The sequence below is a fragment of the Microcoleus sp. LEGE 07076 genome (genome assembly GCF_015207455.1).
In the GTDB taxonomy this organism is placed as follows: Bacteria; Cyanobacteriota; Cyanobacteriia; order Cyanobacteriales; family Microcoleaceae; genus Microcoleus.
In genome coordinates, this window is sequence record NZ_JADEWV010000196.1 from 1 (window position 1) to 10,758 (window position 10,758).

The window sequence follows — 10,758 nt, forward strand, 5'->3', positions numbered from 1 at the left end:
GCCTTAAAGGCAACAAACAAGTTAAATAAACCCGCCCTCCCCCACGAAAAAGCCCCAATTGACATTGCTGCAACATCTCAGTTTAAACTGACTGACATCTTGCACCATTGTCAAGAACAGGCTGTCCGGCCTGTTCCACAACAAGTGAATTTCTTGTGGGATGGGCATCCTGCCCGTCCATAAAAGCCTTATTGACAATTGTGCAATATAAGCTGTTGCGGCATTTAAATTTTATGTAAAAAACAATCAAACAATGAGTGGGGTAGGCCCGATATCTCGCCCCTCAAAGCCTTATTGACAATTATGCAAAATATAGCAACCTTCTCGGTAGTTAGGACATTGATACATTGCTGAAACCGATTGAAAGCACTAAATCAACCATATTACTCTGCTTTCAATAAAATAATTTCGATTTAGGTCGATCGCACAAAATTATCAGTATAAGTAGTTGCCAAAACAATCAGCAAAAATACGCTATATTAGTTTAAATATATCGACTGTACTATTTTCAATAGACGGCAGCCTAAAAAAGCCCAAACAGAATAAAAATGCAATCGAAACTCTTCCCTATGACTAATGACTAATGACTACTAAGAGGGCGGGTACGGGACACCGCCCCTACCAACTGACTAATAACCAATAACCAATAACCAATAACCAACAACCAATAACCAATAACCAATAACTACAGACTCTGAGGATGAATATGTTTCCTAAATCGCTCAATCGCTTTACTGCCAAAATTCTCGGCAAAGTTCCATTACAAACCGTGCTCGTAGTGCCTTTTTTAGTGCAAATTGTCGGCACGGTAGGAGTTGTAGGTTGGCTGTCGTTCCAAAACGGTCAGCGGGCGGTTAACGATGTTGCCGCTCAGTTGCGGGCAGAAATTAGCGATCGCATCAAAGACCGCATGGAAAACTATATGTCAATTCCCCACATTGTCAATCACCTCAACGTTCAAGGCATAAAATTGGGGCAGTTAGACCTAGAAAATAAAAAACAACTAGAACTTCATTTTCTCGAACAAATTCAATATTTTGACTCGATAAGCATTATTTACGTAGCCACAGAAAACGGAGACCACTCCGGAGCAATCCGCACCAAAGATCGAACTCTAATATCTGCTGCTGACAGCTCTACAGGCAATAAATTAGCTCGATTTACCGCTGATTCTAAGGGAAACCGAGTTAACTTAGTACAAGTTTCCCCAAAAAATTACGACCCGCGAATTCGCCCTTGGTACATAATAGCAGCCGCGCAAAAAAAACCTGTCTGGACACCTATTTATACAGATTTTTTGACAAGAGAACTGGCAATTACTGCTGCTTTACCTATCTACGATGAGGCTGGCAAATTGTTAGGAGTAGCTGGCAGCGATTTGCTGTTTTCCCGAATCAAAGAATTTCTCGTCAGCCTGAAAATTGGCAAGTCGGGGCAAACTTTTGTAATGGAGCGCTCCGGAATGTTAATTGCTACTTCCAGGGCGGGTGAAGAATTCGCGGTGGAAGGTAAAGAAGCAAAACGCATCAAAGCTTCAGAAAGCCAGAATCCCGTAATTCGCCAAACCGCGCAGCATTTAGAAAAAACCTACAGCAACTTAGATAAAATCAATAATTCTCAACAGCTTACCTTTGATGTTGACGGGAAGCGCAATTTTATGGAGGTAGCACCTTTTAAAGACGATCGGGGGTTGGATTGGCTGATTGTGGTAGTTGTGCCAGAGTCCGACTTTATGGAACAAATTAACGCCAATACGCGCACTACTTTTTTGCTGTCCGTTGCAGCTTTGATCGGGGCGACAATGCTGGGAATTCTTACTGCTAAATGGGTGGTGCGGCCGATTTTAAGATTGAATGCGGCGGCGAAAGCTTTGGCCGGGAATGAATGGGATACAAAGCTCGCCCTGAATCGCGAAGACGAACTCGGAGAACTTGCCGTTGCTTTTAACAGCATGGCAGAGCAATTGCAGCATTCTTTTACTTCGCTCTCGGAAAGCGAAAACCGAGTTAAACAATTTCTAAATGCAGTACCGCTTGGCATTTTTATTTCCGAGCCAAACGGTCAACCTCACTACATCAATCCTACAGGAGAGAAACTTTTAGGTCAAGGAATTATAGCAGCAAATTCCGAAGATTTACGCAAATACTATCGAGTCTTTTTGGCTGGTACTCAGGAAATTTACCCAGCGGAGCGCGACCCAATTTTAAATGCTTTGCAGGGCAAAAGTGTAACTGTTGACGATATGGAAATTGTCTTGAATGACAAAACTGTTCCCCTGCAAGTTTCGGGAACTCCTATTTACGATGCCCAAGGAAACATTATCTACGGAATGTGCGCTTTTCAAGATATTACGAAACGCAAACAGGCAGAAAAACTGTTAACCGAATACAACCAAAATTTAGCAGTGCAAGTTGCAGAACGCACCGCCGATCTTGCTAAGGCAAAAGAAAAGTTTTCTAAAGCTTTTCGTTCCAGTCCAAATGCGATTACGATTACCCGAATCAGTGACGGCAGCCACCTTGAAGTCAATGACAGCTTTTGCCGGATGATGGGCTACAGTCACGAAGAAATTATTGGAAAAACTGCGGTAGATCTCAATTTTTGGGCGACTTTAGCAGAGCGAGATCGCATGATTCAAATGTTAAAAAACAAAACGGCAATTCATAATTACGAGCTGAGTTTTCTCAATAAAAGCGGTACAAAAAGAACGGCGCTGCTGTCAATTGAAACGATAGATATTGACGGAGAAGCTTGTTTTTTGTCGATTTCTAGCGATATTACCGATCGCCAAAAAGCAGAAAACGCCCTCCGGGAAGCCGAAGAAAAGTACCGCAACATTTATGAAAATGCTTTAAACGGCATTTTTCAGACTGCTGCTGACGGGAAATACATCAGCGCTAACCCCGCTTTAGCTAACCTCTACGGTTACGAATCGCCGGAAGAATTAATCGCAGCACAGCCGAATTTCAAGAACCAGCTTTACGTAAATCCCAACCGCCACGACGAATTTACTGCATTGATGAACGAACACCGGATACTGTCAAACTTTGAATCGGAAATTTACCGCAAAGATGGCAGCATCATCTGGATTTCTGAAAATTGTCGCGCTGTCTGCGATCCGGCCGAAGATTTACTTTATTACGAAGGTTTTGTCAAAGATATTACTGATAGTAAAGAAGCCGAAAATAAAATGCAGGAGGCGAAAGAAGCAGCCGAAGCAGCAAACAAAGCTAAAAGTACCTTTCTCGCCAATATGAGTCACGAATTGCGATCGCCCCTCAACGCAGTCATCGGCTTTGCTCAAGTCATGATCCGCAGTAAAACTCTCTCTCAGGAAAATCAAGAAGATGTTGGAATAATCCTGCGGAGCGGCGAACATTTGCTGTCTTTAATCAACCAAGTTTTAGATTTGTCAAAAATTGAAGCGGGACGCACTACAACTTATGAAACAAACTTTGATTTGTACCGACTATTAGACGATTTAGAAGATATGTTTTCGCTCAAATCTGAGGAAAAAAGCTTGCAATTAATCTTCGATCGGGATGCAGAAGTTCCCCATTATATTTGCACCGATGAAGTGAAATTGCGCCAAGTCTTAATTAATTTGCTCAACAATGCGATTAAATTTACTTCCGAAGGGGGAGTCTCGGTGCAAGTTAAAGGAGGAAGGGGAAAGCTACACAAAAACAGCCCTGACAAATTGCCCGGCCGCTACTGGCTGCATTTTGAGGTTCAAGATACCGGTGCAGGCATTACTGCTGAGGAAATCCCTCAGTTGTTTGAAGCATTCGTGCAGACAAAAACAGGTAAAGAGTCTCAGGAAGGAACGGGTTTAGGTTTAGCGATCAGCCGCCAGTTCGTGCAATTAATGGGAGGTGAAATTACTGTTAGCAGCGAACTCGGAAAGGGTACAATATTTCAGTTTGAAATCCAAGTTAATCTGGTTGAAGCTGCTGATATTGAAAGCAAAAAAACTACACGCCGAGTTGTTGCCCTCGAACCGAATCAGCCGCGTTACCGCTTGCTAATTGTGGACGACAAGCCCCTGAACCGCCAACTTTTGGTAAAACTTCTGAGTCCGCTCGGATTTGAACTCAGAGAAGCGAATAATGGTAAAGAAGCGGTGGATATTTTTATGGAGTGGGAGCCACATTTGATTTGGATGGATATGAGAATGCCTGTGATGGACGGGTACGAGGCAACGAAACAGATTAAAACTACAACGGGCGGGCAAGCAACGGCGATTGTAGCCCTGACTGCTAGTGTTTTGGAGGAAGAACGGGCGGTGATTCTTTCGGCGGGTTGCGATGATTTTATGCGGAAACCGTTCCGGGAGGAGGATATCTTTGTGGCAATGGGCAAACATTTAGGAGTACGATATATTTATGAAGATCCAACAGCAGTCAATACGGCCGGTGTAGGGGACTCAAGTCAGGAGGTGCTGACACCGGAGGATTTCGCGTATCTTTCCGCCGATTGGATGGATCAATTCAAGCAAAATATTTTGAGTGTGGACATGGAGGCGATCGCCAGTTCGATCGCACAAATTCGCACTGTCAACCCCTCTCTGGCGGACACGCTAGAAGATTGCATTAATAATTTTGAATATGACAAAATTTTGAACAATATATCTCGCAGCGAACAACACTAAACACCCAATGACTTCAACTTTCCCGGACACAAATCAAGCTAACATTTTAGTAGTAGACGACACGCCAGAAAACCTGCGACTGCTGGCAGGAATTTTGAGCGACAAAGGCTATCGAGTTCGCCCGGTTCCCAACGGCAAACTAGCAGTGTCGGCAGCTCAAAAAATGCCCCCGGATCTAGTGCTGCTGGATATTATGATGCCGGAAATTGACGGTTACGAAGTTTGTCAGCAGCTCAAAGATTCTGAAATTACCAAAGATATTCCGGTGATTTTTATCAGCGCGATTAATGATGTGATGGATAAAGTCAAAGCTTTTGAAGTTGGGGGAGTAGACTTTATTACCAAACCGTTTCAAGTTGAAGAAGTTTTAGCCCGGATCGAAACTCATTTAAAAATTTGTTCGCTGCAACAAACTTTACAAGAAAAAAATCAAGATTTGGCAACTGCGCTCCACCAACTGCAAGCCACCCAAGAGCATTTAATTCAATCGGAAAAAATGGCTGCACTCGGACAACTGATTGCAGGCATTGCCCACGAAATCAATACCCCGCTCGGCATTATAGGTTCCTCGATTGATAATATTGCTAATTTTTGGGATGATAACATAGCAAAAATGCCTCAATTTTTTCAAGAACTTTCTGAAGAAAGCCAATCTTACTTTTTGAGTTTACTTGACAGAGCCACCAATCAAAAAAATTTGTTCACTAGCAAAGAGAAGCGGAAATTTAAGCAGCAGTTGATTAGAGATTTGATTGCTGAATCTGTGAAATATCCTGAAGACATTGCCGATACTTTAGTTGATATGGAAATTTACGAGAACATAGAACAGTTGTTGCCGTTTTTTAAATTGCAGGATTGGGAAGTAGTTTTCAATACTGCTTATCAGTTTGCCAGCTTTAAAAAAAGTATTGGTCTGATCCAAAGAGCGACAGCTAAGTCCGGCAAAGTAGTATTTGCGTTGAAAACCTACGCTCATTTTGATAGCAAGCAAGAAAAAGTTGTGGGAAACTTGCACGAGGGCATTGAAACGGTGTTAACCCTTTATCAAAATCAACTTAAACACGGGATAGACGTAGTTAAAAATTATGGAAATATACCCACAATAGTTTGCTATCCCGATGACTTAAATCAAGTTTGGACGAATCTGATTCACAACGCCCTGCAAGCAATGGATTATAAAGGTGTTTTGACTATAGAAACTCAAAAGCAAGACAAAAATATTCTGCTCAAATTTACTGATAATGGCAAAGGCATTCCCCCAGAAGTTATTCCCAAAATTTTTCAGCCATTTTTTACGACTAAATCTGCGGGCGAAGGTAGCGGTTTGGGTTTGGATATTGTGACAAAAATTGTTAAAAAACACGAAGGCACAATTGCTGTAGAGTCTGTACCGGGGCAGACAACCTTTACAGTATCGCTGCCAATCTATTAAATAAAACTTATATAGCCTTTCTCAAAAAGGTTCGCGGACGAATTTTGACCTGGAAACCCTGAAAATACAGGGTTTCTGTATACCTCATTTATCTGAGAACCGCTATACCTATTTTGAAAAATGCAAACGTAAGCCCGGGTTTCCAACTTTTATGAGATGAATGATTCCCAATAAACCTCTCCAGAAACGCCAGTATTGAACCGGCATCCTGCTGGTTACAGAATAATTTTGGGAGAGGTTTAATAGAAAATGCCCAATGCTCCAATCTAAAATGGTATAAGATGGGGGATAGATAGCTTTACGATCGCCCGAAATTAATCACTTAGAAACAAGTCATGTCGGCGGTAAACCCACTAAAATCAAAGCAGCTATAAACATATGAGTAAGCCTGTGATCCTGTGCGTTGACGACGAACCCGATATCTTGAATACTCTCAAGATGCAGCTCAAGAATGAATTTAAAGATGATTACTTTTACGAATTAGCTGAAAGTGGTGACGAAGCTTTAGATTTACTTGAGGATTTTCAAGAAGAAGCTCAGGTAATTGTGGTGGTTTCTGATTGGTTGATGCCGGGAATTAAAGGTGACGAACTTTTAATTAAAGTTCACCAAAAATATCCTACAATTATTACGGTGATGTTGACGGGACAAGCGGATGCAGCGGCAGTTGATCGGGCAGTCAAAGAAGCCGATTTATACTGCTGTTTGTATAAACCGTGGAGCAGCCAAGAGTTAATAGAGACGATAAAATCGGGGCTGGCTAAGTTATGAAAAAACCTGTGATTGTTTGTATCGACGACGAACCTGATGTTTTAAACAGTTTAAAGATTGAACTGAAAAAGGCGATCGGCGATGAGTGTATTATTGAAACGGCTGAGGGGGGGGAAGATGCTTTAGAGTTGCTGGCAGATTTGCAGGCTGATGAATACGAGATTGCTTTGGTGCTTTCCGATTATATTATGCCGGATATTAAAGGGGACGAACTGCTCAAACAAATTCACGAAAGCTCGCCGGATACGCTGACGATTATGCTGACGGGGCAAGCAGATTTGGAAGCTCTGAGCAATGCTATTAAGTATGCTAAGTTGTACCGTTATATCCCTAAACCTTGGCAAAATGAAGACTTACAATTAACGGTAGTAGAAGCTGTTCACAGCTATTTGCAAGACCAGAAATTAACTGATGAAATCCTGAAAAGGCAAGAATTAAATGAGGAGTTGAAGCTAGTAAATGCGGCGCTGTCTGCCAGTGAAAGTCGCCTGAATCAATTTTTAGAAGTTTTGCCAGTGGGGGTGTGTGTTTACAATGCCGACGGCTCGATCGCCTATTTCAACCAGACAGCGCAGGATTTGCTGGGTGCAGACACGATCTCGGAAAGCACGGCGGAACAATTAGCTGCAACTTATCAACTTTATGTAGCGAATACCGATGAGCTTTACCCGCCGGATAATTTGCCAATTTTGCGCGCGCTGAAAGGAGAATTTGTCCAGGTTGACGATGTAGAAATCCGTCAAGATGACAAAATAATTGCGATCGAGATCAATACCACGCCGATTTTTGACGCTAGCGGAAATATTGTTTACGCGATCGCAGTTTTTCAAGATATTAGTGATCGCAAACAAGCAGAAAAAATACTAGCAGACTACCAGCAAACCTTAGAAGTCCAAATTGAAGAGCGTACAGAACAACTGCAACAAGCGGCCTTAGCTGCTGAAGCAGCAAACAAAGCTAAAAGCACGTTTTTGGCCAACATGAGCCACGAGTTGCGAACCCCTCTCAATTCCATACTCGGGTTTGCACAAATCATGGAACCCAGTCCCAATTTTACTCTGGAAAATCGAGAAAATCTCAGAATTATTCACCGCAGCGGCGAACACTTGCTGACGCTGATCAATCAAGCCTTAGACTTGTCAAAAATCGAAGCGGGACGGATGGCGATCGATCCGAAAAACTTCGACCTCTACCGCTTGCTTGACGACTTGCAAGATATGTTTCTGCTCCGGGCAGAAAGTCAAGAATTGCAATTGCTTTTCGAGCGGGAGCCAGACGTTCCCCAGTACGTGCTAACCGATGATGTTAAACTGCGGCAAGTGCTGATAAATCTGCTCAGCAATGCGATTAAATTTACGCAAACAGGTGGCATAACATTAAGAGTGAGAAAGTTAGAAACAACGGGAATCGTTGATTTGTTAGGTCGTCCAAAAGTTATGTTTGATACCGCAACAAGTATTCGGGATTTTGCAATAACTGCTAGGAAATTGGCAGCGGTTGAATTGCCAGAAAGTGCTGAGGATTCTACTTGGGAGCAGATGGTTTTCCTTCAGTTTGAAATAGAAGATACAGGAGTTGGCATTTCTCCAGAAGAAGTGGGCAATGTTTTCCAGGCATTTGTGCAGACGGCTTCCGGTCAAAAAGCTCAGAAAGGTACGGGTTTAGGATTGACGATCAGCCGTCAGTTTGTCCGCTTGATGGGAGGAGAAATTGTGGTAGAAAGTCAACTGGAAATTGGCACTACTTTTAAATTTGAGATTCCAGTCGGTGTGGCTGATGCTGCTGATGTTCCCGATCCGCCAATTAACCGCGAAGTTATTGGGTTGGAACCAAATCAACCCTACTACCGGATTTTAATTGTGGACGATCGCGAAGACAACCGCCAACTTTTAGTCAAAATGCTTTCTCCTTTGGGTTTTGGGCTGCAACAAGCCACTAACGGCAGCGAAGCAGTTGAAATCTGGGAAAGTTGGCACCCGCATTTAATTTTGATGGATGTGCGAATGCCAGTGATGGACGGCTACGAAGCTACTAAACAAATTAGGGCCCGAATACAGGAGAGAGAGCAAGAGCAGCAAGGTGACGGGGAAATGAGTGTTTCTGAGTTTGAATCTCCGGTTCCCAAGATTATTGCTTTGACAGCTAGTACAATTGAAGGCAGGCGATCGTTTGCTTTATTAGTCGGCTGCGACGATTTTATTAGCAAACCTTTCCGCAAAAATGATATATTTGATACCCTCCAGCAGCACTTGGGGGTTAAGTATCTCTACTCTAACTCAATTGATTTGATGTCAGCGGGCGATCGTCGCGATCTATCTGACTCCCCCTCTAATGTTGCGCTTGCTTATTTGCCCGCACTTCCCGCAGAATGGATAGACAACATGAAGCAGGTAATCCGCAGTGCAGATTTTGACTTCATTTCCAGGACAATCGAGGAAATAAGGGATGCTCATCCTGAATTTGCCGAAATCCTCCAGGGTCATCTCGATAATTTTGATTACCAGAAAATTCTCAATTTAATTGCTGAGGCGGAGGAATCAGATAATGCAGATGAAGGCGGAACAAACTGAAAACTATCAAGCAGATATTTTAGTAGTTGACGATACGCCAGATAATCTGCGTTTGTTGATTAGAATTCTCCAAAAAAATGGTTATAAAGTTAGACCTGTTACTAACGGTTTTTCGGCTATAGATGCAATTCAATCAAGCGTACCAGATTTGATTTTGCTTGATATTATGATGCCGGATCTTGACGGGTACGAACTCTGCAAGAAATTGAAAGCTCAACCGAAATTCAAAGAAATTCCGATTATTTTTCTCAGCGCGCTAGAAGAAGGAATAAATAAGGCAAAAGCTTTTGAAGTGGGTGGCTCAGATTATATCACAAAACCTTTTCAGGTGAAAGAAGTATTGGCGCGAGTAAGCAATCAACTTACGGTGCGTTCCTTGCAAATGCAATTGCAAGAAAAAAATCAAATATTGACAAATCAAAATGTCCAATTGCACCAGGAAATTGCCGATCGCCACCAGGTTGAAACCGAAACGAGGTTGCTGCTGAAGGCTACTCAAGCTATTAGCAAATCTGAGAATTTTGAGTCTGCTATAGATGTGATTTTAGGTTTAATTTGTCAAACTATTGAATGGAATATGGGGGAAGCTTGGATTCCTGGCAGTGAGGGGGTTTTAAAATGCGCTACAGGCAGGTACGCCAGCGATTCGATTTTTACCCAATTCCGACAGACAAGTTGGCAGTTAACTTTTCCTGCTGGTGTGGGACTCCCGGGGAGGATTTGGCAGTCGCAGCAGTCTGAATGGATCGAGGATGTTTCTCTTGCACCGGAACAAGTTTTTTTGCGATCGCAAACTGCGGTGAATGTGGGATTGAAAGCGGCTTTTGGCGTGCCAATTTTGGCGGAAAACCAAGTGTTAGCTATTTTGATTTTTTATCGGGAAAAAGTTCTGGAATGTCAGCCGCGCTTGTTGGAATTGGTGAGTGCGGTTGCTACGCAGCTAGGTTCGCTGATTCAGCGGAAACAAGCTGAAGCTGCGCTGAAATTGCAACAAGAGCAAACAGAGAAATTGTTGCTGAATATTTTACCGAAACCTATTGCTGACCGCTTGCAAAGAGAGCAAAAGTTGATAGCGGATCATTTTGATGATGTGAGCGTGTTGTTTGCTGATTTGGTGGGTTTTACGGAGTTTTCTGCTCACAAAAGTCCGACGCAGTTGGTGGAAATTTTGAACGCGATTTTCTCGGATTTTGATATGCTGTCTGAGTCGCGCAGGTTGGAAAAGATTAAGACGATTGGGGATGCTTATATGGTGGTTGGGGGTTTGCCGACGGCGCGGGAGGATCACTCTGAGGCGATCGCACTTTTAGCTTTGGAGATGCAGGCTGCTTTGA

The 10,758-nt window shown here is 42.9% G+C and carries 6 protein-coding genes; all 6 read left to right on the plus strand.

The genetic code is table 11. The annotated features are described in order from the left end of the window. Nucleotides 1-183 (plus strand): hypothetical protein (locus tag IQ270_RS31405; RefSeq protein ID WP_228056642.1); only part of this gene is annotated, 183 nt, incomplete at its 5' end. 523 nt (nt 184-706) lie between these two features. Beyond that, nucleotides 707-4,651, plus strand: coding sequence for a PAS domain S-box protein (locus tag IQ270_RS23955; protein ID WP_193975692.1), 3,945 nt, complete (start codon nt 707-709; stop codon nt 4,649-4,651). Between the two features lie 7 nt (nt 4,652-4,658). Continuing rightward, the gene (locus tag IQ270_RS23960; protein WP_193975688.1) at nt 4,659-6,083 is read left to right on the plus strand and encodes a response regulator; all 1,425 of its coding nucleotides are present in this window, start codon (nt 4,659-4,661) and stop codon (nt 6,081-6,083) included. Between the two features lie 378 nt (nt 6,084-6,461). Next, nucleotides 6,462-6,854, plus strand: coding sequence for a response regulator (locus tag IQ270_RS23965; protein ID WP_193975689.1), 393 nt, complete (start codon nt 6,462-6,464; stop codon nt 6,852-6,854). After that, nucleotides 6,851-9,424, plus strand: coding sequence for a response regulator (locus tag IQ270_RS23970; protein WP_193975690.1), 2,574 nt, complete (start codon nt 6,851-6,853; stop codon nt 9,422-9,424). The genes IQ270_RS23965 and IQ270_RS23970 overlap by 4 nt, the downstream gene beginning before the upstream one ends. After that, the coding region (locus IQ270_RS23975; protein WP_193975691.1) for a response regulator at nt 9,399-10,758 on the plus strand (1,360 nt) is incomplete at its 3' end. The genes IQ270_RS23970 and IQ270_RS23975, both read left to right, overlap by 26 nt.

Bases quoted from the DNA above. Each gene is read 5' to 3' on its own strand.
- IQ270_RS23955 (WP_193975692.1), top strand. From the start codon at position 707: ATGTTTCCTAAATCGCTCAATCGCTTTACTGCCAAAATTCTCGGCAAA.
- IQ270_RS23960 (WP_193975688.1), top strand. From the start codon at position 4,659: ATGACTTCAACTTTCCCGGACACAAATCAAGCTAACATTTTAGTAGTA.
- IQ270_RS23965 (WP_193975689.1), top strand. From the start codon at position 6,462: ATGAGTAAGCCTGTGATCCTGTGCGTTGACGACGAACCCGATATCTTG.
- IQ270_RS23970 (WP_193975690.1), top strand. From the start codon at position 6,851: ATGAAAAAACCTGTGATTGTTTGTATCGACGACGAACCTGATGTTTTA.